Consider the following 24,536-nt stretch of genomic DNA (forward strand, 5'->3'; position numbering starts at 1 on the left):
TAGGGCGAAGCGTCAGGACTTGACGAGATTTTGCAGCTTTAGAACGGCGACATCGGGATTTTCGCCGTAAGCGATGGTGCCGCCGAAAGAACCGTCCGGGCGAAGCAGGATCACCGAGGCCGTATGGTCCATGGTGTAGTCACCGTTCGGGTCTTTCTCATCGACCGGCACTTTCTTGGCGTAGATGCGATAGCCCTTCAGCGTCTCGGCGATCTTGTCCGGTGCACCGGTAATGCCGGTGATACGCTTGGAGACGTTGGAGACATACTGGTTCATCACCTCCGGGGTATCGCGCTCAGGATCGACGGACACGAAAAAGGCTTGCAGCTTGTCACCTGCTGGATCGACCTTCTCCATCCAGCCGTTCAACTCAAACAGCGTGGTGGGGCAAACTTCCGGGCAATGGGTGAAGCCGAAGAAAAGCGCTGTCGGCTTGCCTTGAAACGCCTTCTCGGTGATTGGCTGGCCGTTCTGCGCAACCAGTTGGAAAGGGACGCCATAGGCCTCCTCGACCATTTGCTCACGGCTCTTGGTCAACTCCACCGTCAACCACCCCATGACGCCCAAGAGAACAACAACCGCACCCCAGAGCGCAAGACGGATCGATTTCATGCTGTTCCTCACCATGCGATAACCAGCGCCAAGCGCCCTACCCGTGTGATAGCCAAGCCGTTGACGTTGCGCAAATCAAGAACAGCCAGAAAGCACACCCGCGCTCTTTTGTCTCAACGTGACGATGGGAAAGCGATCCGTCAGAAGCACCAAGCGATGCCGTTCTGCACCGAGGCAATAAAGATGTCCGTGCCGTGCCGCAGCCAACCCTCGAAGGTGGCAACGGACACGTAAAGCACCGCCGCCGTGGCAATGGCCGCAAATAGCAACTTTCCGGAATGGGACAATAACGCGTTCATGACGCGAGTATACCGCAGTGGCACTGCAAGAGCAAAGCGAGATACAAAACCGGAGGCCCGGCCGTCATTGGACGTGTTAGTGAAAGTTTAAACGATTCTTGCCATCTTACCCGTCAGCGGTCCGCGCAAGCGCACGACATGATGTCACCGGATTTCAACTGGACGCCGCATTCATCCTTCCCAGCACACGGCCCGCCAGAGAGCCGCCAGGACAAGCAACGACCATGTCGAACGCCATCAAACAATCCGGCGCATACCTCGAAATCGTTTCCTTCCATCTCGGCGATCAGGAATTCTGCATCGACATCATGGCGATCCGCGAAATCCGCGGTTGGGCGCCGGTGACCCCGATGCCACACACACCGCCTTACGTTCTCGGCCTGATCAACCTTCGCGGTGCGGTAATCCCGGTTATCGACATGGCATGCCGCCTAGGCATGAAGATGACCGAACCGTCCGAACGTTCCGCCATCATCGTCACCGATATCGGCGGCAAGCTGGTCGGCCTCTTGGTCGAACAGGTCTCCGACATGATGACCATCCGCTCCGAAGACCTCCAGCCCGCCCCGGAAATCATCCCGGAAGAGCAGCGCAATTTCTGCCGCGGCATCGTGGCGCTGGAAAAGAGCATGGTCTGCTTCCTCAACCTCGACACGGTCATTGCCGACGAATTGTCGCGCGAAGCCGCATAACGTCCGGCATTTCGGATTTCAGATTGCGGCGGGCCTTGGTCCGCCGTTTTTCGTTGGACGACTTCCTTTATACGCACCGGTCCTTACAGTCTGTTCAAGAATTGTGGTTGGTCTGCCGAAAAGGGTGATTTCGAGAACCGGAACGCAGCGTACTTCGGTACGTGGGCACCGGAAGCGCAGAAATTACCATTTGCAGGCGACCGAACGCGATCATTGGATAGACTGTTATGGCTTGCCATTCTTCCACGTTACGGTCTGACCATAGAGCGGCACCGTCGAAATCGCCATCTTGGCCGAGCCATCGGTCAACTCCCGCGTGTGGACCAGATAGATCAGCGCATCGTTCGCCTTGTCGTAAATCCGGTTGACCACCATCTTCTTCCACACCAGCGACATGCCTTGACGGAAGACCTCTTCGCCACCCTTGGACAGATCGATATCGCCCACTTCCACCGGCCCGGTCTGGCTGCAGGAAATGGCGTTGTTGGACGGGTCCTCGAACCAGTTGCCGTTCTTCAGCCGATCGATGACGCCGCGTTCGAAATAGGTGATGTGGCAGGTCACACCCTTTACCTCCGGATCGGCGATCGCTTCCACCACGATGTCATTGCCGGTCCAATCGACACCCACCTTGCCTACAACCTGCGCCAATGCGCCCAGCGGAAAGAGTGCCAGTCCCGCAACCAGGATCGCTCGAAGTTTCTGTGATGCCATCGCCTTTACCTCCGTGTCTGAGACAAGAGATAGGATGACACGTCAGCGTAACAAGATCGTGGGGTCAGCGTTTTCTCATCGTGCAGGGCTCATAACCCATGGCGTGCAGACGCCCCGCCACCATTCCAATCTTTGCTGGGATATCCCTCACATGCTGCAGGGCAAGAGACTTCGCTGCAGCAATGGCCGCAGAAGCGCAGACCACAGCGTCTTCCGCCGCATTGTGGTGGACGAAGCGAAGCTGCAGATGGTGCGCGATAATGTTGAGCTTATGCGACGGCAGTGATGGCCAGACGCGCTGTGCCATCTTCACGCTGCAGAAGTAAGACAGCGATGGGTAGCTCTGGCGGTACTTGTCGAAGCTCGCCCGCATCACGCTGAAATCGAAGGCCGCATTGTGCGCGATCATCGTCGCCTCACGCAGATCGTCAACAAACTCTTCCATCACGTCCGGAAATTCAGGCGCATCCTCCACATCGGCCGGACGAATGCCGTGCACGGCAATGTTGAAGGGCGAAAAGCGCATGTCTTTGGGCCGGATCAGCCGCTCTTCGACCCGCGTGATGACGCCATCCTCGATCCATGCCAGCCCGACGGAACAGGCGCTGCCACGCTCCTCATTGGCGGTTTCAAAATCGATGGCGATTGTTTTCAAGAGGCGATTCCCGGTTGGTCGTAAACGGCATAAAACAAAACCGATCGAAAATGAACCGCCAAGCAGGAAACGGGTGGGACAGCGATACCCACGGAGGTAGAAGCAACCAAACGAAACCGGATGATGGTCATGAGCGTACACAGCCGAATGAACGCAACGGAGTGGGCAATGCTCGTTGCCTTGTCCGTCCTCTGGGGAGGCTCCTTTTTCTTCGTCGGCATCGCGGTCAAAGAACTGCCGCCGATCACCATCGTCACATTGCGGGTCACCATCGCCGCGCTCGCGCTTCTCACCGTATGCCGTGTCCTCGGCTACAGCCTGCCGCGAAAGTCGGAGGTGCTGCGCGCCTTCGTCATCATGGGCCTCTTGAATAACATCATACCCTTTTCGCTGATCGTCTGGGGTCAGACGCATATTGCCAGCGGCGTCGCTTCCATCCTCAACGCCACGACGCCGCTCTTCACCGTGCTTGTCGCCCATATAATGACAACGGATGAGAAGCTCAGCGCCAACAAGCTTGCAGGCGTCATCATCGGTTTTGTCGGCGTCGCGACCATGATCGGCCCTGCAGCACTCACAGGTGAACGCTCCAGTCTCTGGGGTCAGCTTGCCATTCTCGGGGCCGCCATATCATACGCTTTCGCAGGCATTTTCGGACGGCGTTTCAAGGCCATGGGCGTGCCGCCTCTGGTGACAGCCACGGGTCAGATTTCCGCCTCGAGCCTCATCCTCATACCCGTTGCACTCTTGGTCGACAGGCCGTGGACGCTTGCCATGCCGAGCGGCGAAACATGGGCGGCACTCTTCGGCATCGCGCTTTTGTCCACCGCACTCGCCTATCTTATCTTCTTCCGCATTCTCTCGTCGGCGGGTGCGACGAACCTTGCGCTCGTTACCTTCCTCATTCCAGTCAGCGCCATCGTCCTCGGCTCCCTGGTCCTGGGAGAGCAGCTCGCCCTGAAGCACCTTATCGGCATGGCGATGATCGCGGCCGGTCTCGTTGCCATCGATGGCCGGCTATTGCAGCGCAAGTCTCTCAAGACTTGACAGTCCCCACCGGTCACAGCATCCTGCAGCAATGATCGCAACGACCAATACAGTGATGCTTATCGTGGGTACCACCGGCGCGCCGGGGGACGATGGAGCATTGTCGCGATAGGTCTCGCGATCTTTCCACCGAAGCCCTGCCGAAGTAGCAGGGCAAGAGAATGCACCTGCTCTTCCGACTGAAAGGAAACAGCATGTCGCACTCTCAGGACCCGCCCTCACCCGCCGACTTTTCCCTTGATGAGGTTATCATCCGCGGCGTTCGACCGGATGACGCCAAAGCTTTGACGCAGGTGCTTAACATGCCTGGCGTCCGCCATGGCACCTTGCGCCAGCCGTTTCAAAGTGTTGCCCAGACCCGTCAATATATCGAATCCCTCACGCCCGCCGATATCGTCATCGCCGCAGAATGGCGTGGTCGCGTGCTTGGAAATGCCGGCCTCCACGCTCAACGCGGTCGCAGGCGACACGCAGCCTCACTCGGGCTTGGCATCCACGACGATTTCACCGGCAAAGGCCTCGGAACGCTCTTCCTCAAAACACTGCTGGATGCAGCCGATAACTGGCATGACTTGAAACGGATCGAACTTAACGTCTTCAACGACAACGCGTCCGCCATCGGGCTTTACGAGAAGTTCGGGTTCGAGAAGGAGGGAACGATGCGGCAATACGCTTTCCGCAACGGCGCCTACGCCGATTGTCATCTGATGGCGAGGCTTCGTTAAGACCCATTATTCTCGACATGGTCTGCCATCACCTCGCGAATGGTCCTGCGTGACCATTCGCTGAGCTTCTCATCGCGGCCTCGCTCCGCCGCAAGCACGATCATCGCCTTCCATAGCGCCCAACCCCGTCCGCGCTGCCATGTGGCAACATCGAGAGGAAGAGCCTCCCTGAATACAGCACGGCTTTCGGCATCCAGCACATTCCAGGCAAGGATGAGATCGGACGCGGGGTCGCCCACACCCGAACTGCCGAAGTCGATGACGGCGCAAAGCCGACCGCCCTGCATTAGGAGATTGCCCTCGGCGATATCGCCATGGACCCAGACCGGCTCGCCCCGCCAACGGCTTGCAAGCGCTACATCCCAAATCGTCCGCGCCAGCTCCGCATCCACCTCATCGCTTACGCTTTCGATCGCGGCTCGCGCTTCCGCATCATAGACTAGCAAAGAGCCGCCTCGATGGAAGTTGTGTGCGCCTGCAGGCGGCCCTTTGCTGGCGTCTATGGCGTGAAGCGCCTGCAGAAACGCCGCGACATTCTGTGCCAAAAGTTTCAAATTCGTCTCTGGTAGTTGCAGCGCCAGAGGGTCGCCATCAAGCCAACGGTAGATCGACCAAGGCCAGGGATAGTCCTGTGACGGTTTCCCCTTAACCAGAGGTTCGGGAATTGGCAGCGGCAGCCGCTTTGCCAAACAGGGCAGCCAGCGATGCTCTTTTTCCACCTGCGCAACATAACCCGCTGCACTCGGTAGACGCACCAGCATCGTCTCTCCAAGGCGAAAACTGCGATTATCCCAACCGCTGTGGCGCACCGGCCTGACCGGAAGATCCGCCCAGTGCGCAAACTGCTCGGCAACCAGTCGCGCCACAGTCTCCGTCGATACATCCAGCCGATCGCTCATGAGGGCGCCTCCTTGCCTTCAACCAAACCGACAGGACGCGTTGATCTCGTTATCCGCCGATCAACGCCAGCCACTCATCCTCGTCCATGGTTTGCACGCCAAGCTCGCGCGCCTTGTCGAGCTTCGATCCCGCACCGGGGCCTGCCACCACGATATCGGTCTTCTTCGACACCGACCCCGCCACCTTGGCACCGAGACTTTCTGCCCTCGCCTTGGCTTCATCTCGCGTAAATTTTTCCAGCGAGCCGGTAAAGACCACCGTCTTGCCGGCGACAGGGCTTCCCGCCGTCGAAGGCTTCTCCGCCTCTTTCGGCCGGAGCTCCTTCATCAGCCGGTCGATGACATCGAGATTGCGTGGCTCCTTGTAGAATTCCACAATCGCGCGCGCCACCACTTCACCGATGCCGTCTATCGTATTGAGGTCGCTCCACGCGTCGCTGGTCTGATCAGATGCAGCCTTCATCGCGTCTTCGAAATGCGAATAGGTGCCGTAGCTGCGCGCGAGCAGCTTCGCAGTTGTCTCTCCCACATGGCGAATGCCGAGCGCAAAAATCAGCCGGTGCAGATCGATCTCGCGGCGAGCATCGATGGCATCGAACAACTTCTTCACGCTGACTTTGCCGAAGCCTTCAATATTCTCAAGCTTCGTGAGGTGACTTTTCTCCTGTCGCTCCTTCAGCCTGAAGATGTCCGGTGCGGTCTTGATCGACAGTGCCGGGTCGTCACTCTCGAAAAAGAACTCGATCTGCTTGGTGCCAAGCCCCTCGATGTCGAAGGCGTTGCGCGACACAAAGTGTTTTAGGTGCTCCACCGCCTGTGCCCGACAGACAAAACCGCCGGTACAGCGTGTTACCGAGTCGAGCTTGCCGGTCTTTTCGTTGCGCTCACGAACCGCATGGCTGCCACAAACCGGGCATTTCTTCGGAAATTCATAAGGCTTCAGATTATCGGGACGCCGTTCCAGAACGACATCCAGAACCTGCGGAATGACGTCGCCTGCGCGCTGAACGATGACCGTATCGCCGATCCGAATATCATGATCGTCAGGCCGGATACGCTCGCCGTGATTGCCGATTCCCTCGATATAATCGGCGTTGTGCAGCGTGGCATTCGTCACCACCACGCCGCCGACGGTGATCGGCGTCAGTCGCGCCACGGGCGTCAGCGCGCCTGTACGTCCCACCTGAATGTCGATCGCCTCCACAGTGGTGAAAGCCTGCTCTGCGGGAAATTTGTGTGCCGTTGCCCAGCGTGGGCTGCGCGAGCGGAACCCAAGCCGTTCCTGCAGATCAAGCTCATCGACCTTGTAGACAACGCCGTCGATATCGTAATCGAGGTCCGGCCGCGCGATCCCGATTTCATGATAATGTTCAAGCAGTTGTGCGGCCGAAGTGAATCTCTTCATCAACGGATTGACGGGAAAACCCCACTGGCGAAACTTCTCGACAATACCATGCTGCGTGTCGGCCAAGCGAGTCTGTTGCCCCCCACTGGAGACCTCACCGAGTGCATAGGCAAAGAACTTCAGCTTGCGCCGTGCGGTGACGTTCGGATCGAGCTGGCGTAGCGATCCAGAGGCCGTGTTACGCGGATTGACATAGGTCTGCTTGCCCTCGGCCTCCATCTGCGCATTCAGCGCCAGAAAGTCACTCTTGGCCATATAGACTTCGCCACGCACCTCCACCACATCCGGAACGCCCGCGGGAAGCTCGTTTGGAATTTCCTTGATGGTGCGGATATTGGCTGTGACATTCTCCCCCGTCGTGCCATCGCCGCGCGTCGCCGCCGTCGTCAGGCGACCTCGCTCATAGCGGATCGACATGGACAGTCCGTCGATCTTCGGCTCGGCGGTAAAAGCAATTGAATCGTCCGGGAGGCGGCCAAGGAAGCGATAGACCGAGGCCACGAAGTCGGCGACATCCTCGTCCGAAAAGGTATTATCGAGCGAGAGCATCGGTCGCGCGTGAACGATGGGCGCAAACGTCGGCAGCGGCGTAAAACCCACCTTCTTGGAAGGACTATCGGCGCGCACCAGCGCCGGAAAAGCCGCTTCGATCGCATCGTTACGCCGCTTCAGCGCGTCATACTCCGCATCCGAAATTTCAGGCTGATCCTTGCCGTGATAGAGCGCGTCGTGCCGGGCAATCTCTGCCGCAAGAAATGCAAGCTCGGAAGACGCTTCAAGCTCGGTCAGGTTTTCGACAGGTATCTGGTCGTTCGACATGGCGGCCTCATTGGGGAATCTGTCTGTGGTTTTAGCCAATTATTGCCGGCGGCGAAACGGGCATCCACTTCCCATCCTGCCGGAATAGGTTACTCTGAACTTCCGGATAATCCCTCTGTTCCGGAGTCACCCTATGGACGTGACGACTTTGCTCGCCTTCACCGCTGCTTTCTTCGTCTTCGCAGCCAGTCCAGGCCCCGACAACATGACCATCGTTGCCCGAACCATCACCCACGGCGCGCGCTCAGGCATCGCCTATGGGATCGGCACCGTTGCTGGCATCCTGATCTTTCTCACCCTTGCTGCCTTCGGTCTCTCGCTGATTGCTCAAGAGATGAGTGGCGTCATGACGGTTCTGCGCTACGGCGGTGCGGCCTATCTGATCTGGATGGGCGTGAAGATGTGGACGGCGCCGGCGGTCGTGCCGCAACTTCAACCAACCAGTGAAAAACGAGGCCTTTTCTCCATCTTTCTCACTGGCTTCGTCCTCAATCTCGGCAATCCGAAAATGCCACTCTTCTACGTCGCGCTCTTGCCCAACATCGTTGGCGCCGCGCTCACTATGGATCATCTGGCATCGCTGGCGGGCGTCATCCTGTGCGTCGAAGTTGTGGTGATCGGTGGTCACGTTCTGCTTGCGGTGAGAGCGCGCAAGCTTCTAAGGTCTGAACGCATCGTGCAGCGTGTCAACCGCGTGGCAGGCACCGTTATGATCGGCTCCGGCGTGGCTGTCGCCGCCAGCCGCTGACAGGGAGTGACATGACCATGGTCGTCAAAAGGATTGTTGCCAACATTGCTGCAGCGGACGTCAAAGCCGCAAAGGCGTTCTACGGCGATATTCTCGGCCTCGACCTCGTCATGGATCACGGCTGGATCGTCACATTTGCAGCACCGGCAAACGAAGCCCAGCCGCAGATCAGCATTGCCACGCAAGGTGGATCAGGAACACCTGTCCCGGATCTCTCGGTTGAGGTGGATAATCTTGAAGAGGTGATTCAGCGGGCGAAAGCGTCAGGCGTGAAGCTCGAATACGGTCCTGCCCATGAGCCATGGGGCGTGAAGCGTTTCTATCTGCGCGATCCTTTTGGGCGGCTGATCAATATCCTGTCTCACGAAGAAGAGGAGTGAACGTCCCCCGTCAACCGTACGCTGTCGTACACAGGTTTATGACCCTGTCCACACGATTACTTAAGATTGCCCGGCTAGGTTTCTCGCAACGATCATGGAGAGAAGCTGAACATGTCGACAAAATGCGAAGGTTGCCGGGACGGCAAAAGCCTCGACCTGCCGTTTTCGATGGCATTCCAGCCGATCTTCGATGTCAACACCGGCTCGGTGTTTGCCAATGAAGCACTGGTGCGTGGCCCGAATGGCGAGGGTGCGGGGACGGTGCTTTCCCAGGTGGATGACAGCAACCGGTACGCCTTCGATCAGCAATGTCGCGTCAAGGCAATTGAACTCGCCGCGCGTCTTTTCGACCCCACGGACACTACAAAGCTTTCGATCAACTTTATGCCGAACGCCGTCTATGAGCCGCGCGCCTGCATTCGCCTGACGCTGGCAACCGCGATGAAGACCGGCTTCCCGCTGAACCGTATCATTTTCGAGTTCACCGAGACCGAGAAGCTGGACTCGGTCCATGTGCTGAACATCCTGCGGACATATCGGGATATCGGTTTCATGACCGCGATCGATGATTTCGGCGCAGGCTACTCGGGCCTTGGCCTTCTCACTCATTTCCAGCCGGATATCGTGAAACTCGACATGGATATGATCCGTGGCATCGACCGCGATCCGGTCAGACGCGTGATCGTGCGCAACACGCTGAACATGCTGGCGGACCTGAACATCACGCCGCTTTGTGAAGGTGTGGAAACCGCCGACGAACTATCGGCCCTGCGCGACCTCGGCGTCAACCTGATGCAGGGATATCTTCTCGCGAAACCGGCCTTCGAGTCCGTGGCCCTTCCCACCACGATCGGCGAATTGCTGGTACCCGCCGCGTAATTTTTACGCGGACCTGGATCGAAGACTTATATCAGTCGTCGTTGCTTAGTCCTGCGCGGCCAACAGCCGCGCAGCAGCGGCCCTCGCCTCGTCCGTCACGGACGCACCGGCAAGCATGCGCGCAATCTCTTCCGTGCGATGTTCCGGCTTCATGGTCGCCACGCGCGTGGCGATGCGCTCAGTGCCGTCACCTGCCGGCCCCTTGGCGATCAGCAGATGCGTGGACGCCCGTGCCGCCACCTGCGGCGCATGCGTCACTGACAGGACCTGCACCGTCTTCGACAGCCGCTTCAGCCTCTGGCCGATTGCATCTGCCACCGCACCACCAACACCCGTGTCGATCTCATCGAAGACCAGCGTCGGTGCGGAGCCACGATCGGCAAGAGCCACCTTGAGGGCCAGCAGGAAGCGCGACAGCTCGCCGCCGGACGCTACCTTCATGATCGGACCGGGCCGCGTGCCTGGGTTGGTCTGGACGTGGAACTCGACCACGTCTATGCCGTCTGCCGTCGCAGAAGAAGGATCGCTGGTCACCTCCACTGTGAAACGCGCCCTCTCCAGCTTCAGGGCTGGAAGTTCGGCCATAACCGCTTCAGAGAGAGCTGCCGCTGCATTGCGTCGCTTGTCGGAGAGCGAAAGTGCCGCACGGTCGAAGTCGGCCTTGACCACGCCAAGCTGCGCTTCAAGCTTTGCCAGCTTTTCTTCACCCGCATCCAGATCGGCAAGATCCGTCACCATCCGCTCGGCAAGGGCTGGAAGATCAGAAACGGCAACCGAATATTTTCGACCGGCCGCGCGCAGCGCGAAGAGACGCTCTTCGACGCGCTCCAACTCGCGCGGATCGAATTCCGTTCGGCGAAGCGCCGCTTCGACTTCCATCTGGGCGTTCGAAAGATTATCGAGTGCAGCGTCCAGCAGTTGCACGGTGTCTTCCAAAAGACCCGGCGCCTCATGGCTTTTGCGCTCCAGGCGCCGCATCATCGAGGCGATGATCGGAACGGGAGACGCATTGCCATTTAAAAATTCACTGGCCTCGGCAATATCACCGGCAATGCGCTCGGATTTTTGCATCACGGCGCGGCGCTCGGCCAACTCTTCTTCCTCGCCATCGCGAGGAGAAAGCGCTTCCAGCTCCTCGACGGAAGACCGCAGATAATCAGCCTCACGCGCCGCAGCCTCGACCTTGGCGCGGTGCACCTTCAAGCCGCGCTCGGCGTCCTTCCAGGTGCGGTAGAGACCTTGAACAGAAGCAACTTCGTCATTGAGACCGGCAAAGGCATCGAGAAGCGCGCGATGCGCGTTGGTGTCAACCAGCGCACGATCGTCATGCTGTCCGTGAATTTCGACCAGATGCTGGCCAAGCTGGCGCATCATCTGCACCGATACGGCCTGGTCGTTCACATAGGCCTTTGTGCGCCCATCAGCGGATTGCACGCGGCGAAAAATCAGGTCGCCGTCATCGTCTAGACCGTTTTCTCTCAGCAGCAGGCGCGCAGGATGATCCATGCCGACTTCGAAAGTCGCGGTCACCTGCCCCTTGTCCTCGCCATGGCGCACAAGACCGCCATCGCCGCGCCCACCAAGGGCGAGAGAGAGACTATCGAGAAGAATGGATTTGCCGGCGCCGGTTTCGCCGGTCAGCACGGAGAGACCGGCCTCGAACCCAAGGTCGAGCCGTTCGATCAGAACGATGTCGCGGATCGAAAGCTGGACCAGCATGGAAGATGCCTTTGCCTTACGCTCCGATCAGCTTCTTGCCGGCGCGGGAAATCCAGGATTCGCGGTTTTCACGCGGCTCCAGACCCTGACCCTTCAAGAGCTTGTAGGAATCGGCATACCACTGGCTGTCCGGGTAGTTGTTGCCAAGAACGGCAGTTGCCGTCTGGGCCTCATCCACCAGTCCCATGGCGTAATAGGCTTCGGTGAGACGCGCGAGCGCCTCTTCGATCTGGTTGGTGTTCTGGTACTGCTCCACCACGATACGGAAGCGCGACACAGCAGCCAGATACTCCTTGCGCTCAAGATAGTAGCGACCGACCTGCATTTCGCGACCGGCAAGCTGGTCACGCGCAAAGCGGATTTTCGCCTGCGCATCGGCGACATATTCCGAGTCCGGATAATCGTTGACCACCTTGCTCATCGCTTCGATGGTGCGCTGCGCGGCGCGCTGATCCTGCGTGACGTCGGCGATCTGCTTGGAGTAAGCAAGGCCGATCATGTACTGGACGTAAGCGGCGTCTTTCGCGCGCGGATATTGCTTAAGGAAGCGCTGACCGCAGGTGATCGCGGCTTCGTTCTTGTTCTGGCGCGTGGCGATGAAGGTGTTCATCACCAGAGCCTTCTGGCCCCATTCGGTGAAGGGATACTGCTTGTCGATCGCGGTGAACTTGCGACCGGCTTCCGTCATGTTGCCCTTGTTCATGTTGGCAAGCGCCTGGCGGTACAGCACATCCGGCGGATCGTTCTCAACGCCAAGCTTGGTGATGTCGATATCGGGATCGGACTGGCAGGCAGTGACCAGCGTTCCGGCGCCAAGCAGCATCAGCGATACGAGTCCGACCCGTACCGTTCCATTCATTGCACCAGACCCTACACGCTTCATTCGACAGTTCCCACTTCCTGCGTCACTACAGAGCTTTGGCTTCTCGCCGGCGGTTCTAGCCGCAAAAGCACCAGCAGGGCAACGCAATGATGACGCATTAACGCATTTTTATGGCAGGCCCACGCGTCAAACGCGATAATCCTCACCTCCACCCGTACCACCCCTATTAGCCGGTTGTAATCTGCTTGGCCAGCTTTTTAAGCGGGGTGGTTTTGGCGCTTGAAAGGCATTTGAGCCGCGGCCTCAAGAGACAAAAGAAAAAGGCTGCCTGGAGGACAGCCTTTTTTGGAAAGTCGAATGTCTCTCTGATCTTATGCAGACCAGGGAGCAAATTCCGGCTGGTTGATCGCCACGAATTCACGCGCACGAACGACCGGCTGACGGGCGGCAGGAGCCTCCACGATTTCATAAGCGGTCGGGTCGCTGAGAAGTGCCTTGAGCGCATTTGCATTGACCTTGTGACCGCCACGATAGGAGCGATAGCAGCCGATGAATTGCGCGCCGGCCAGCGCCAGATCGCCGACCGCGTCGAGCGTCTTGTGACGGACAAACTCGTCCTTCTCGTAACGCAGCCCTTCCATGTTGATGACTGTGTGATCGTCAGAGATGACCACCGAGTTTTCGAGCGAAGAACCGAGCGCGTAACCGGCAGCCCACAGGCGCTCTACATCACGCATAAAGCCGAAGGTGCGAGCGCGCGAAAGCTCGTTCTTGAATGTTTCAGCCGTCAGGTCGCCCTTCCAGGTCTGGCGGCCAATCAACGGCGTATCGAAATCGATCTCGACTTCAAAGCGGGTGCCGTCATAGGGGCGGAACTCCGCCCAGGAGGCGCCCGCATCGATGCGAACCGGCTTGATAACGCGGATATAGCGACGCTTCACGCCGAGATTGACGATGCCAACCGATTCGATCGCTTCGATGAAGGGGGCAGAGCTGCCATCCATGATCGGCACTTCAGGGCCGTCGACTTCAACGATGAGGTTGTCGATGCCCATGGCATAGATACCGGCCATAACGTGCTCGACGGTTGCAACGGACTGTGCGGGCGAACGACCGATCACGGTGCAGAGATCGGTATTGCCGACATTGGCAGAAACCGCCTTCACTTCCACCACGGTGCCATTCTCCAGCGTGCGGCTGAAGACGATGCCGGTTCCGGCTTCCCCCGGCTGAAACGTCATGGAAGCCGGGTTGCCCGAATGAACGCCGATGCCCTTGAGCTGAACAGGGTTGGCGATAGTTGTCTGAAAACCGAGCAATCCGATGGTCATGCGTATCAAGCCTTTTCATGTGACCCAGCCAGCGATGCCGGCTTGGTCGGAAGTCAAAAGAGGGGAAATGAAGCGCTCACGCAGACGTTATTTCCCATTCCCATGCTCTTACATACGCACACTGCAGCGCCATCACAAATCACTGTTGATTTCGCTTTGTTACACACTCAAGCATTTGAAAGGATTGGGAGAAGTGCGCGCGATCGACGGCACTGAAACACGAATACCCGGGCGTTTCGGACCCGGGTATTCGCTTAACGCAGAATCGCCTGATCGGTTCACCGACCGGCTATCAGATCAGTTCGACTGACGGCGCAGGAAGGCCGGAATTTCGAGCTGATCGTCTTCGTGATGGCTGGCAGAAGCCGGCGACTGGCGACCGTGGTCATCCAGATTGCCACGACGCGGTGCGTACATGCTGGCTTCCGGAGACATCGGACGGCGCTGCTGCGGAGCAAGGCTAGGAGCATCCATCATGTCGGAAGGAACGGCATCTTCTTCATCGCGACGGCCGAGCGAATTAGTGATTCGCTTCAACAGACCCATGGGGCCGCGCTCTTCAGGCGCTGCATGAGCAACCTGTGCACGGTGATCCATCTCAGCCTTTACGACCGGAGGAAAGTCCTCGACCTTTGGCATGCGAACCGGCTCCGGCTGGCGTGCGACAGGAGCTGGTTCATGATAAACCTGAGCCTGTGGCTGTGCCATGCGCGGAGCCGGCGCTGCGACCTGCTCCGGAGCGTGGTATACAGGTGCCGGAGCAGCCTGAACCGGTGCTGCGGGGCGAGCAACGACCGGCGCTTCGGCCGGAGCAGATGCGAACAGCTTGCTCTGTGGGCGGAACTCGGCTTCTGCCTGTGCCTGACGCAACTGCTGTTCAGCAGCGGCCAGAGCCAGTTCACGCTCCATATCGACTTCCGCGGCGCGGATGGTCTGAGCAATCGGATCTACGGACTTTGGTGCCTGCATGATTGGAGCAGGCTGAGCTGCGGCCGGTGCGGGTGCAACGGCCGCGGAGGGACGGATAACGGGCTTTGCTGCTGCAGCGGCGGCTGCACGCATTTCAGCGATGTTCTTTTCCATCTGGCCCGGTACACGGTCGATACCGGTGGCAACGACGGAGACGCGGATGAGGCCTTCGAGCGCTTCGTCGAAAGTCGCGCCGAGGATGATGTTGGCATCCGGATCGACTTCTTCACGAATACGCGTTGCAGCTTCGTCGACTTCGAAGAGGGTCAGGTCGCGACCACCGGTGATGGAGATCAGGAGGCCCTGTGCACCCTTCATCGAGGTTTCGTCGAGCAGCGGGTTGGCAATCGCCGCTTCTGCAGCCTGCATTGCGCGGCCTTCGCCGGAGGCCTCACCCGTACCCATCATTGCGCGGCCCATTTCGCGCATGACCGAGCGAACGTCGGCGAAGTCGAGGTTGATGAGACCTTCCTTCACCATCAGGTCGGTGATGCAGGCAACGCCGGAATAGAGAACCTGGTCGGCCATTGCGAAGGCATCGGCAAAGGTCGTCTTGTCGTTGGCGATGCGGAAGAGGTTCTGGTTCGGAATGACGATCAGCGTATCGACAGACTTCTGCAGCTCTTCGATGCCCTGTTCGGCCAGACGCATGCGGCGTCCCCCTTCGAAGTGGAAAGGCTTGGTCACGACGCCAACCGTCAGGATGCCCTTGTTGCGGGCTGCCTGTGCGACGACTGGAGCCGCACCCGTGCCGGTGCCGCCGCCCATGCCGGCGGTGACGAAGCACATGTGCGTGCCGTTCAGGTGGTCGATGATTTCATCGATGCACTCTTCGGCAGCAGCGCGGCCGACTTCCGGCTGCGAACCCGCGCCAAGACCTTCGGTGACGTTGACGCCGAGCTGGATAACCCGGTCGGCTTTCGTCATCGTCAGCGCCTGTGCGTCCGTGTTGGCGACGACGAAATCGACGCCCTGCAGACCTGCCGTGATCATGTTGTTGACAGCGTTACCGCCACCGCCGCCAACACCGAAAACGGTGATGCGTGGCTTCAGCTCGGTGATATCCGGCTTTTGCAGCTGTATCGTCATTTTACCATTCCTTCTTTTGATGGCCGGCAACGCCCCGCTGGCCAATTCCTTTGAACTTCACTCATTCCTCTTCCGATACGCAGGAAAAGGATCAGAAACTTTCTTTCAGCCACTGCCCCACGCGGGCGATACGCCCGCTGCCCATTCCAAACGGCGAGAACATTCCGCTCTGCGCCGCATGAATTTCGATGTCCGCGATCTGCGGATAGATCATCAATCCACAAGCCGTGGAGAAGGCCGGGCCCTTGGCCGCAACCGGCAGGCCCGCTACACCCATCGGACGACCGATGCGCACATTACGAGCCAGAATACGACGCGCCGTTTCCGGCAGACCTGTGAGCTGGCTTGCGCCCCCCGTCAGCACCACGCGCTTGCCCACGATCGGGCTGAAACCGGACTTCTGGATACGGTCGCGGATCAGTTCCAGCGTCTCTTCGATACGAGCGCGAATGATGCGGCTGACCAGCGCCTTCGAGACCTGCGACGGCTGGTCGCGGTCGTCCTCACCGATCGGCGGAACGGCGATCATCTCGCGATCGTCCACGCCGCCATTGGCAAGCGATGAACCGTGAACCACCTTCAGACGCTCGGCATCCTCGATGCGCGTGGACAGACCACGTGCAAGGTCGGTGGTCACATGGTGTCCACCAAGGCCGATCGCGTCGGTGTGTACCAGACGCCCTTCGGCGAAGACCGAGATCGTCGTCGTGCCGCCGCCCATGTCGATGGCAGCACACCCGAGTTCGACTTCGTCGTCTACCAGTGCAGCCAGACCGCTGGCATAGGGGGTGGCAACGATGCCTTCGACCGACAAATGCGCGCGGTTGATGCAAAGCTCGAGGTTCTTCAGCGCCGTGCGTTCAGCCGTGACCACATGCATGTCCACGCCCAGCAGGTCGCCATACATGGACAGCGGATCGCGAATGCCGCGCTCGCCATCCAGCGAATAGCCGGTCGGCAGCGAATGCAGGATGGCGCGGTCTTGGCGTAGCGACTGCTGGCTTGCGGCAATGAGAACCTTACGCAGATCGCCGGCTTCCACTTCCTGGCCACCGAGATCGATGGAGGCGGTGTAGATATCGCTTGCCAGACGGCCAGCCGAAACATTGACGATCAGGCTGTCGACGGTCAGACCTGCCATGCGCTCGGCCGCATCGACGGCCAGACGAATGACGCCTTCCAGCGCGTCGAGATCGGCAATCACGCCGGATTTTACGCCACGCGAACGCTGATGGCCAATGCCGATCACGTCCACCTTGTGCGTGCGGCCGGGCAGAACTTCGCTCTCCTGGCGCGGCGTCAGGCGGCCGATCATGCACACGACCTTGGTCGAGCCGATATCGAGAACGGAGACCACGTGGCTGCGCTTCGACGACAACGGTTTCAGGCGTGGAAGACCAAACTGGGAAGAACCGAACAAGCTCATGTGTTCTTCTCCGCCTTCTTGAGGGCCTTGCTGCGGGCGTCGACGGCGGCCTGGCGGCGCTCGGCGGCACCTTCCGTCAACTGCACCGTGGTGCGGTCGGAAAGACGCAGGTCGACGGCTGCAACATCACGCGAGAGGATTTTCTGCTCCATGTCGAGCCGAGCAAGAAGCTGCAGCGCCTTCGGCACATTTTCTTCCGGCAGCTTGACGACGATACCGTTGTCGAGGTGCAAGTCCCAGCGACGACCAGCGACGCGAACGTAGGCGCGAACGCGGTTGCGAATTTCCGGCCAGTCGGCCAGTTCGTCAACAAAGCCAGCCGCACCCGTTTCGGCGTCGCGACCAACGAAGAGTGGCAGGCCTGCGTATTTATTGTCACGCAACGGCGCGATGACGCTGCCGCTCTTCTCGATCAGCGACAGTTCCGAGCCGTGCTGCCAAATGCCGAAAGCCTGGCGCTCCTTCAGACGAACTTCGATCGTCTTCGGGTAAACCTTGCGCACTTCGACATCTTCGACCCAGGGAAGCTCGGTCAGCTTCTTGCGGGCTGCATTAACGTCGAGCGCAATCAGCGACGTCGCACCGTCGAGACCGAGCAGCTGGAAGACTTCGATTTCCGATGTCTGAAGATTGCCGGAGACTTTGACGTCTTCCACGGCAAAACCGGCGGCAGACGTCGTTGCCTGAGCGACCAGCTCCGTGTGGCCACCAAGCGACATGCCGTAGAGACCAACCGCGGAGAAGAATACCAGCGTCGAAGCCGTGCCAGTATGGGCCGGAATATGAATGCGCCCCGTTGCGAGGCTGACGCAGAAACGGAACACGCGACGCAGCGGACGCGGAAGAACGAGACGATCGTCCACACCGGCCGATGCGTGACCATCACGCTTTTTAGCTGTCGATCTTTTGCCGTTTACCGCAAGCACGACGCATCCTCCACCATCCACCGGACAAGCTCACCAAAGGAGCGACCCTGATGAGCCGCCATTTCGGGCACGAGGGAGGTTGGCGTCATTCCCGGCTGGGTGTTGATTTCCAGCCAGATCAGCTCGCCATCTTCTGAGACACGGTCGTCGTAGCGAAAATCCGAACGGCTCACGCCACGGCAACCAATCACCTGATGCGCCATGACTGCCAATGATTGGATTCTTTGGTAAATATTCGGTGAAATTTCCGCCGGAATGACATGCTTTGAGCCACCCTTGGCATATTTCGCGTCGTAATCGTAGAAGTTATGACCGAGCGGAACCACCTCGGTAACACCCAAAGCCTCGCCGTTCATGACGCCGCAGGTCAGTTCGCGCCCGTGGACATAGCGTTCGACCATCACCGAATCACCGTAACGCCATTCGGTGGAGCCAAGTACCTGCGGAGGATGGGATTGATCTTCCTTGACGATCACCACGCCGAAGCTCGATCCTTCACGGACCGGCTTGACCACATAAGGGGTCACCATAGGATGTTCGGAGCCGATGTCGAAGCGGTTCATCAGCTTTTCAGCAGCAACGGGAATGCCTGCAGCAGCAGCAATTTTCTTCGACTGCGACTTGTTCATCGCCAGCGACGAAGCGGCAACGCCAGAATGCGTGTAGGGAATTTCGAGATATTCCAGAATGCCTTGGATCGTGCCGTCCTCACCAAAAGGCCCGTGCAAAGCATTGAAAGCAACATCGGGACGCAGATCAGCAAGAACGGCCGCAACGTTACGATCCACATCAACACGCGTGACCTTATAGCCCTCGCCTTCCAGCGCGGACGCGCAAGCCTCTCCTGACGAGAGGCTGACCGGCCGCTCCGAAGAAAACCCACCCATAAGAACAGCCACGTGCTTGCCGCTCATCACAACCTCTAACACCTGTAATCCCAGACGAGGCACCGGAACCGGAATGGTTCGCGATTCTCTCGCCCGACCCGTACGAGACACTTAAACGTCATTAAGGTTAACGAAGCGTTTACTTTCCTTAACCCGAACGGCCCACGATGCGATTTTTGTTAAAGAATCACATGAGGCACGGATTCCTTCCTTGGAATCAGAGTGTTGCAGTCGATGCAAGATTCAGAATTTCAACCGGATCAAATAAACCCGTTGCGCGGAGTTTGAGCATCGGCCTCGAAAGCAAGATCGATTCGTTAAGATCGACAGCTTGTCCCCAGGGTTTTCGACGGCAGTGATCTCATCTGACGCGCCCTGATGTGAGATGCTGGAATTCGCTCAGCGAAAGGCACATTCGAGAAAAACGCTTCCTATCCTTGTATTTTTTGCGGCTTATTGCGCTTTCAGCGTTTCAAAGGATCAAAAATTGCGTTAACGCAACCGCAGCCTTCCTGAAGGCCATAAGTCTTACTTAACAATGGAACGACAATAATGACTGACGCGATATCTTCCGTATCGCCGACAGCTGACAAGCCGAACGATGTAAAGACAAATTCGCCTGCACGAGTTCTCACTGCCAGCCTGGTCGGCACGACCATCGAATTCTTCGATTTCTACGTTTATGCGACCGCCGCCGTGCTCGTGTTTCCGACGCTGTTTTTCCCCAACAGCGATCCGATGACGGCGCTGCTTGCATCCTTTGCCACTTTCTCGATTGCCTTCTTCGCCCGTCCTCTCGGGGCTCTGGTGTTCGGCCATTACGGTGACCGCGTCGGCCGCAAGACGACGCTTGTTGCGGCCCTGCTGACGATGGGTATTTCCACTGTCGTGATCGGTCTTCTCCCGTCCTATGAGACCGCGGGCGTTCTTGCTCCGCTGCTGCTTGCACTGTGCCGCTTCGGTCAGGGCTTTGGCCTTGGTGGCGAATGGGGCGGTGCCGTTCTTCTGGCAACGGAAAATGCGCCTCCCGGCAAACGCAACTGGTACGCCATGTTCCCGCAGCTTGGCGCGCCGGTCGGCCTCTTTTTGTCTTCCGGCATCTTCTGGCTGCTGCTGCACGTTATGTCGAACGAAGCGCTGATCTCGTGGGGCTGGCGTATTCCGTTCGTTGCCTCGACGCTGCTGATCGCCGTTGGTCTGTGGGTCCGTTTCTCCATTTCGGAAACGCCTGCCTTCCAAAAGGCCATCGACAAGCATGAGCGTGTTGCCGTTCCTGCCAAGGAAATCTTCACCAAGTACAAGCGCAGCCTGTTCCTCGGCACCTTTGTAGCGCTCGTCACCTTCGTGCTGTTCTACATCGCGACCGCCTGGCTGCTGTCCTACAACGTCAAGGTTCTGAAGATCCCCTTCCTCGACGCTCTGGAAATCCAGATCCTCAGCGCCGTCGTCTTCGGTATCTTCATTCCGCTGACCGGCATCGTTGGCGACAAGGTCGGTCGTCGCCTGTCGCTGATCGTCATCACCGTGCTGATTGCTGCCTTCTCCTTCCTTCTTCCGGTTCTGCTGGGCGGCGGTGAGGCAGGCGTTGCAATCTTCGCGGCTTCCGCCATGGCGCTGATGGGCATGACCTACGCCCTGATCGGTGCAGCACTCGCGGCACCCTTCCCCACCAGCGTCCGCTATACTGGCGCTTCGTTGACCTTCAACTTCGCAGGCATCGTCGGCGCCTCGCTCGCACCTTACATCGCGACGTGGCTGCAGACGACTTACGGCATGGCAGCCGTCGGCTACTATCTCGGCCTCGCTGCCGTCATCACGCTGATCTGCATCCTCGCTTCCGGCAAGGACGAAGTATAAGAAGAAATGGACAAGGGCGGCGCGCCATCACAGATGCGCCGCTTGAAGACTGAATCAAGCTTACAAAAAAGCCCGCGAAGTTTCTGACTTCGCGGGCTTTTCTTTGACTGCTAGCGACGGCGATTATGCGCCGAGAAACGGCTCGACTTCCCGGCCCGGCATGAAGAGGCCAAGGCGCTTGATTTCCCACTCCAGACGGATGCCAGATTTCTCGAAGACGCGCTTGCGCACGGCTTCACCGAGATATTCAAGATCGTATCCAGTTGCGTGGCCGGTATTGATCATGAAATTGCAATGCAGCGACGACATCTGTGCGCCGCCGATCACCATGCCACGACCACCTGCCTCGTCGATCAGTTCCCATGCGGAGTGACCTTCCGGGTTCTTGAAGGTCGAACCGCCCGTCTGTTCGCGGATCGGCTGAACCGTTTCGCGATGATGACGCACAGCGTCCATGTCGGCGCGGATCTTCGCACGGTCTTCCGGATAGCCTTCAAACAGCGCACCGGTGAAGATCAGATCCTTGTCAGCGCCTGAATGGCGGTAGTTATACTGCATATCGGCATTGGAGAGCACGTGGCTGTTGCCCTTGCGGTCCACCGCGTAGACTTCGACAACGCGATCCCGGGTTTCGCCACCATTGGCGCCCGCATTCATGCGCAGCGCACCGCCAATGGAGCCTGGGATGCCATAGTAAAAATGGAAGCCGCCGATACCGTTGTCCATTGCCATGGCCGCGATATGCTTGTCCGGGCAGATAGCACCGGCCTTGATGCGGTTCTCGCCCGCAAGCTCTACCTGACCGAAACCCTTGGCGGACAGACGCACGACAACACCTGGAATGCCGCCATCGCGCACCAGCAGGTTGGAGCCAACGCCAACAACCGTCAGCGGAACATCGTCCGGCAGAAGCTTGAGGAAGGTGATGAGATCGTCCGTGTCATGGGGCTGGAACATCAGTTCCGCAAGACCACCGGCCCTGAACCACGTCACGCGGTCCATTGGCGAGTCCGGCGTCACACGTCCTCTTAATTCCTTTACTCCGTCGCCGAGCCTTTCCAGCAACTTTACCCCATCCACCTGTCTCATGCAGACTTTCCTGAAATGCTATCCAATTCCAAGGGCAGCGCCGCCGCCCACTGCGTAATATTACCAGCCCCCAAGAGAACCACGAAATCACCCGGATTCGCAATGGCCGCAACCGTCTTTGCCAGATCCTCGCGCGCAGCGAGATGGCGGGCATCGCGATGGCCGGCTGCCTTGATGGCGGAGACCAGTGTCTCGGAGTTCACGCCTTCGATGGCATCTTCGCCCGCGGCATAGACCGGAGCAAGAAGAATCGTGTCCGCGTCATTGAAGCAGTGGGCAAAATCCTCAAACAAGCTCGACAAACGTGTGAAGCGGTGCGGCTGATGCACGGCGATGATACGGCCCTTGCAGGCTTCCCGCGCAGCCTTCAGCACCGCTTTGATTTCGACCGGATGGTGACCGTAATCGTCGAACACCTGAACGCCATTCGATTCACCCGTCAGCGTAAACCGGCGCTTGACGCCGCCGAAGGAGCCGAGCCCCTTCTTGATGTCTGCCTCTGAAATGCCAAGCCGGTTGGCGACCGCAATCGCCGCAGTAGCATTCGAGACGTTATGACGGCCGGGCATCGGCAGCACGAGATCCTTGAAGGAAAACACCTTGCCCGTACGGCGACGGCGAATTTCTACGTCGAAGATCGACTTTGTACCGTCGATGCGAACATTCGAGAAACGCACATCGGCCTGCGGGTTTTCACCATAGGTGATGACCTTGCGATCCTCGATCTTACCGACCAGTGCCTGCACTTCCGGATGATCGAGGCACATAACGCCGAAGCCATAGAAGGGAACGTTTTCCACGAACTGGCGGAAGGCTTCACGTACGGCATCGAAATTGCCGTAGTGATCGAGATGCTCTGGGTCGATATTGGTGACGACCGCGACATCGGCAGGGAGCTTCAGGAAGGTGCCGTCGGATTCATCGGCCTCAACCACCATCCACTCACCCTCACCCATGCGAGCATTGGTACCGTAGGCGTTGATGATACCGCCATTGATGACGGTCGGATCGAGATTGCCGGCTTCCAGGAGCGTTGCGACCATCGACGTCGTCGTCGTCTTGCCATGCGTACCACCGATAGCGATCGCATTGCGAAAGCGCATCAGTTCGGCCAGCATTTCAGCACGGCGAACGATCGGCAGGTGCCTCTCGCGCGCGGCGATCAGTTCCGGATTGTTCTTCTTGATGGCGGTCGACACCACGACAACTTCCGCGTCGCCCAGATTTTCGGCCTTGTGACCAACGAAAACCTCGATGCCCTTATCACGCAGACGCTGCACATTGGCGCTGTCTGCTTGATCGGAGCCTTGAACGCGATGGCCGAGATTGTGCAGCACTTCGGCAATGCCGCTCATGCCGATGCCGCCAATTCCGATGAAATGGACTAGACCGATGGCTTTCGGCATCTTCATGGATGCACTCCTTCATTCTTCGATTTGAATTGCTGAACGCTTTGCCCCGCGGCGATCGCCTCCACGAGATCGGCAAGGCGCCTGGCGGCATCCGGCTTGCCGGTCGCCTTGGCGGCGGCCGCAGTCTTCTCCAGCCGCGCCGGATCGTTCATCGCCTCCGCCAATAGGGCAGACAGCGCTTTCGGTGAAAGCTCAGGCTGCTTGATGACGCTTGCGCCGCCTGCGGCAGAAAGGGCTGCGGCATTGGCCGCCTGATCGTGATCGAGCGCATGCGGATAAGGCACCAGTACAGATGGGCGACCAATCACAGAAAGCTCCGACACGGTTGAAGCGCCCGAGCGGCTGATCACCAGATCGGCTTGTGCAATGCGCTGCGCCATGTCGCCAAAGAAAGGCGAGACATCCGCCTTCACACCAAGCTTCTTGTAGGATTCGACGACGCTGTCCTTGTCTTCGACACGTGCCTGCTGGGTTAGCGTGATGCGACTGCGAAGATCGTTTGGCAACAGGCATATGGCAGCGGGAACGGCCGCTGAGAAAAACTGTGCGCCCTGGCTTCCGCCAAAGACGACGAGATTGAACTCTTCACCCGCCTGGGACGGCGTATAGGCAACGTCTGCCGCAGAGAGAACCGCGGGGCGAACCGGGTTGCCGGTCATGACGATCTTGTCGCCATATTCACCCTTGTTATCTGGCAGAAAGCCGCCGGCAATCGCTTTCACACGCTTTGCCAGCGCCTTGTTGGCGCGGCCCATCACGGCATTCTGCTCATGCAGCAGCGACGGTACACCCATGCCCGTGGATGCAAGTAGCGGCGGAACCGTCGGATAACCACCAAATCCCACGACAGCGACGGGCTTCAGGCGCGTCATCAGCTTGCGTGCGGAGCGAAGACCGGTCCACAGCGTGGCGAGCGCCTTGATCACGCGGATCGGGTTCTTGGAGCCGATGGTGGCGGACGGGACGATGTGGATTTCATCGGCGGGAAACTTGCCGGCATAACGCTCGGCACGGCTGTCGGTCACCAGATGCACGGAGTAACCGCGTGCCTTCAACTCGTAGGCCAACGCTTCGGCTGGAAAAACATGGCCGCCGGTTCCACCGGCGGCAAGCATAACGATACCCTTGGTCATA

At 58.8% G+C, this 24,536-nt stretch carries 23 protein-coding genes; 7 read left to right on the forward strand and 16 right to left on the reverse strand.

Annotated features, from left to right (window positions below; genetic code table 11):
* Positions 1 to 12 precede the first annotated feature (12 nt).
* Both WKI41_RS20690 and WKI41_RS20695 read right to left on the reverse strand, forming a co-directional pair.
* Complete coding sequence (locus WKI41_RS20690) at positions 13 to 612, reverse strand: SCO family protein (RefSeq protein ID WP_340195312.1); 600 nt, start codon at positions 610 to 612, stop codon at positions 13 to 15.
* A gap of 140 nt (positions 613 to 752) precedes the next feature.
* The gene (locus WKI41_RS20695; protein WP_340195313.1) at positions 753 to 911 is read right to left on the reverse strand and encodes a hypothetical protein; all 159 of its coding nucleotides are present in this window, start codon (positions 909 to 911) and stop codon (positions 753 to 755) included.
* A 224-nt stretch (positions 912 to 1,135) separates the two neighbouring features.
* On the opposite strand from WKI41_RS20695, the gene WKI41_RS20700 reads away from it, so the two are divergent.
* Entirely contained in the window at positions 1,136 to 1,603 is a 468-nt protein-coding gene (locus tag WKI41_RS20700) for a chemotaxis protein CheW (protein ID WP_062426540.1), read from the forward strand.
* A 225-nt stretch (positions 1,604 to 1,828) separates the two neighbouring features.
* Here WKI41_RS20700 and WKI41_RS20705 read toward each other — a convergent pair whose 3' ends face one another.
* Positions 1,829 to 2,317 (reverse strand): CreA family protein, encoded by a 489-nt coding sequence (locus tag WKI41_RS20705; protein WP_340195314.1) that lies wholly within the window; start codon positions 2,315 to 2,317, stop codon positions 1,829 to 1,831.
* A gap of 64 nt (positions 2,318 to 2,381) precedes the next feature.
* The gene (locus WKI41_RS20710) at positions 2,382 to 2,972 is read right to left on the reverse strand and encodes a 3'-5' exonuclease (protein ID WP_340195315.1); all 591 of its coding nucleotides are present in this window, start codon (positions 2,970 to 2,972) and stop codon (positions 2,382 to 2,384) included.
* A 147-nt stretch (positions 2,973 to 3,119) separates the two neighbouring features.
* Between WKI41_RS20710 and WKI41_RS20715 the strand changes: the two genes are divergently transcribed.
* The gene (locus WKI41_RS20715; RefSeq protein WP_425341082.1) at positions 3,120 to 4,019 is read left to right on the forward strand and encodes a DMT family transporter; all 900 of its coding nucleotides are present in this window, start codon (positions 3,120 to 3,122) and stop codon (positions 4,017 to 4,019) included.
* 194 nt (positions 4,020 to 4,213) lie between these two features.
* Entirely contained in the window at positions 4,214 to 4,744 is a 531-nt protein-coding gene (locus WKI41_RS20720; protein WP_340195317.1) for a GNAT family N-acetyltransferase, read from the forward strand.
* On the opposite strand, the gene WKI41_RS20725 is transcribed toward WKI41_RS20720, so the two are convergent.
* Both WKI41_RS20725 and ligA read right to left on the reverse strand, forming a co-directional pair.
* Positions 4,741 to 5,643, reverse strand: coding sequence for an aminoglycoside phosphotransferase family protein (locus WKI41_RS20725; RefSeq protein ID WP_340195318.1), 903 nt, complete (start codon positions 5,641 to 5,643; stop codon positions 4,741 to 4,743). The genes WKI41_RS20720 and WKI41_RS20725 overlap by 4 nt on opposite strands.
* A 49-nt stretch (positions 5,644 to 5,692) precedes the next feature.
* Positions 5,693 to 7,867, reverse strand: a complete 2,175-nt coding sequence (ligA, locus tag WKI41_RS20730; RefSeq protein ID WP_340195319.1) for an NAD-dependent DNA ligase LigA — start codon at positions 7,865 to 7,867, stop codon at positions 5,693 to 5,695.
* Positions 7,868 to 8,000: 133 nt separating this feature from the next.
* Here ligA and WKI41_RS20735 point away from each other — a divergent pair, with 133 nt between their 5' ends.
* The 3 genes from WKI41_RS20735 (at position 8,001) to WKI41_RS20745 (ending at position 9,874) form a co-directional block, all read left to right on the forward strand.
* On the forward strand, positions 8,001 to 8,615 hold the full coding sequence (locus WKI41_RS20735; protein ID WP_340195320.1) for a LysE family translocator: 615 nt from the start codon (positions 8,001 to 8,003) through the stop codon (positions 8,613 to 8,615).
* Between the two features lie 17 nt (positions 8,616 to 8,632).
* On the forward strand, positions 8,633 to 8,995 hold the full coding sequence (locus tag WKI41_RS20740) for a VOC family protein (protein WP_340195321.1): 363 nt from the start codon (positions 8,633 to 8,635) through the stop codon (positions 8,993 to 8,995).
* Between the two features lie 111 nt (positions 8,996 to 9,106).
* Positions 9,107 to 9,874, forward strand: coding sequence for an EAL domain-containing protein (locus tag WKI41_RS20745; RefSeq protein ID WP_340195322.1), 768 nt, complete (start codon positions 9,107 to 9,109; stop codon positions 9,872 to 9,874).
* Between the two features lie 45 nt (positions 9,875 to 9,919).
* On the opposite strand, the gene recN is transcribed toward WKI41_RS20745, so the two are convergent.
* From recN to WKI41_RS20780, 7 genes are all read right to left on the reverse strand, one after another.
* A complete protein-coding gene (gene recN, locus WKI41_RS20750; RefSeq protein ID WP_340195323.1) occupies positions 9,920 to 11,593 on the reverse strand; it encodes a DNA repair protein RecN in 1,674 nt (557 codons plus the stop codon).
* 16 nt (positions 11,594 to 11,609) lie between these two features.
* Positions 11,610 to 12,476, reverse strand: a complete 867-nt coding sequence (locus WKI41_RS20755; RefSeq protein WP_340195324.1) for an outer membrane protein assembly factor BamD — start codon at positions 12,474 to 12,476, stop codon at positions 11,610 to 11,612.
* A gap of 311 nt (positions 12,477 to 12,787) precedes the next feature.
* Positions 12,788 to 13,747 (reverse strand): UDP-3-O-acyl-N-acetylglucosamine deacetylase, encoded by a 960-nt coding sequence (lpxC, locus tag WKI41_RS20760; RefSeq protein ID WP_340195325.1) that lies wholly within the window; start codon positions 13,745 to 13,747, stop codon positions 12,788 to 12,790.
* A gap of 297 nt (positions 13,748 to 14,044) precedes the next feature.
* On the reverse strand, positions 14,045 to 15,805 hold the full coding sequence (gene ftsZ / locus WKI41_RS20765; RefSeq protein WP_340195326.1) for a cell division protein FtsZ: 1,761 nt from the start codon (positions 15,803 to 15,805) through the stop codon (positions 14,045 to 14,047).
* A 91-nt stretch (positions 15,806 to 15,896) separates the two neighbouring features.
* A complete protein-coding gene (gene ftsA / locus WKI41_RS20770; RefSeq protein WP_340195327.1) occupies positions 15,897 to 17,231 on the reverse strand; it encodes a cell division protein FtsA in 1,335 nt (444 codons plus the stop codon).
* Positions 17,228 to 18,157 carry a cell division protein FtsQ/DivIB gene (locus WKI41_RS20775; protein ID WP_340195328.1) on the reverse strand — a complete coding sequence of 310 codons (930 nt, stop codon included), beginning with the start codon at positions 18,155 to 18,157 and terminating at the stop codon, positions 17,228 to 17,230. The genes ftsA and WKI41_RS20775 overlap by 4 nt, the downstream gene beginning before the upstream one ends.
* A complete protein-coding gene (locus WKI41_RS20780; RefSeq protein ID WP_340195329.1) occupies positions 18,145 to 19,071 on the reverse strand; it encodes a D-alanine--D-alanine ligase in 927 nt (308 codons plus the stop codon). The genes WKI41_RS20775 and WKI41_RS20780 overlap by 13 nt, the downstream gene beginning before the upstream one ends.
* Positions 19,072 to 19,596: 525 nt before the next feature.
* Here WKI41_RS20780 and WKI41_RS20785 point away from each other — a divergent pair.
* Positions 19,597 to 20,901, forward strand: a complete 1,305-nt coding sequence (locus WKI41_RS20785; protein ID WP_340195330.1) for an MFS transporter — start codon at positions 19,597 to 19,599, stop codon at positions 20,899 to 20,901.
* 123 nt (positions 20,902 to 21,024) lie between these two features.
* On the opposite strand, the gene murB is transcribed toward WKI41_RS20785, so the two are convergent.
* From murB to murG, 3 genes are read right to left on the reverse strand one after another with little or no spacing between them, the layout of a single operon-like run.
* Positions 21,025 to 21,990, reverse strand: a complete 966-nt coding sequence (gene murB, locus WKI41_RS20790) for a UDP-N-acetylmuramate dehydrogenase (RefSeq protein WP_340195331.1) — start codon at positions 21,988 to 21,990, stop codon at positions 21,025 to 21,027.
* Positions 21,987 to 23,402: a UDP-N-acetylmuramate--L-alanine ligase gene (murC, locus tag WKI41_RS20795; RefSeq protein WP_340195332.1), complete on the reverse strand. Its 1,416-nt coding sequence runs from the start codon at positions 23,400 to 23,402 to the stop codon at positions 21,987 to 21,989. Before murC ends, murB begins: the two co-directional genes overlap by 4 nt.
* Positions 23,399 to 24,535, reverse strand: a complete 1,137-nt coding sequence (murG, locus tag WKI41_RS20800) for an undecaprenyldiphospho-muramoylpentapeptide beta-N-acetylglucosaminyltransferase (RefSeq protein WP_340195333.1) — start codon at positions 24,533 to 24,535, stop codon at positions 23,399 to 23,401. The genes murC and murG overlap by 4 nt, the downstream gene beginning before the upstream one ends.
* Position 24,536 lies beyond the last annotated feature (1 nt).

The sequence above is a fragment of the Agrobacterium larrymoorei genome (assembly GCF_037722385.1).
GTDB classification, from domain to species: Bacteria; Pseudomonadota; Alphaproteobacteria; order Rhizobiales; family Rhizobiaceae; genus Agrobacterium; species Agrobacterium larrymoorei_C.